General features: G+C 56.4%; 1 rRNA gene (only partly in view). It reads left to right on the forward strand.

Annotated features, from left to right (window positions below):
• Positions 1 to 1,369 (forward strand): 23S ribosomal RNA (locus ACZ60X_RS43695); it begins 1,815 nt to the left of the window's first position.
• Positions 1,370 to 1,391: the final 22 nt, after the last annotated feature.

The raw sequence follows: 1,391 nt of genomic DNA on the forward strand, positions 1-1,391 counted from the left end.
TGTGGTGAAGTGGATGATCCTATGCTGTCGAGAAAAGCCTCTAGCGAGTTTCATGGCGGCCCGTACCCTAAACCGACTCAGGTGGTCAGGTAGAGAATACCGAGGCGTTCGGGTGAACTATGGTTAAGGAACTCGGCAAAATGCCCCCGTAACTTCGGGAGAAGGGGGGCCAGCTCTGGTGAGAGGACTTGCTCCTCGAGCTGGGGGTGGCCGCAGAGACCAGCGAGAAGCGACTGTTTACTAAAAACACAGGTCCGTGCGAAGCCGTAAGGCGATGTATACGGACTGACGCCTGCCCGGTGCTGGAACGTTAAGGGGACCGGTTAGCTCACTTTCGGGTGGGCGAAGCTGAGAACTTAAGCGCCAGTAAACGGCGGTGGTAACTATAACCATCCTAAGGTAGCGAAATTCCTTGTCGGGTAAGTTCCGACCTGCACGAATGGCGTAACGACTTCTCGACTGTCTCAACCATAGGCCCGGTGAAATTGCACTACGAGTAAAGATGCTCGTTTCGCGCAGCAGGACGGAAAGACCCCGGGACCTTTACTACAGTTTGATATTGGTGTTCGGTTCGGCTTGTGTAGGATAGCTGGGAGACTTTGAAGCATGCACGCCAGTGTGTGTGGAGTCGTCGTTGAAATACCAGTCTGGTCGTGCTGGATGTCTAACCTGGGTCCGTGATCCGGATCAGGGACAGTGTCTGATGGGTAGTTTAACTGGGGCGGTTGCCTCCTAAAGGGTAACGGAGGCGCCCAAAGGTTCCCTCAGCCTGGTTGGCAATCAGGTGTTGAGTGTAAGTGCACAAGGGAGCTTGACTGTGAGACCGACGGGTCGAGCAGGGACGAAAGTCGGGACTAGTGATCCGGCGGTGGCTTGTGGAAGCGCCGTCGCTCAACGGATAAAAGGTACCCCGGGGATAACAGGCTGATCTTCCCCAAGAGTCCATATCGACGGGATGGTTTGGCACCTCGATGTCGGCTCGTCGCATCCTGGGGCTGGAGTCGGTCCCAAGGGTTGGGCTGTTCGCCCATTAAAGCGGTACGCGAGCTGGGTTTAGAACGTCGTGAGACAGTTCGGTCCCTATCCGCTGTGCGCGTAGGAGTCTTGAGAAGGGCTGTCCCTAGTACGAGAGGACCGGGACGGACGAACCTCTGGTGTGCCAGTTGTTCTGCCAAGGGCATGGCTGGTTGGCTACGTTCGGGAGGGATAACCGCTGAAAGCATCTAAGCGGGAAGCCTGCTTCGAGATGAGGACTCCCACCCACTTGATGGGGTAAGGCTCCCAGTAGACGACTGGGTTGATAGGCCGGATCTGGAAGCACGGTAACGTGTGGAGGTGACCGGTACTAATAGGCCGAGGGCTTGTCCTCAGTTGCTCGCGTCCACTGTGTT

The organism is Streptomyces sp. NPDC104106, from assembly GCF_055584345.1.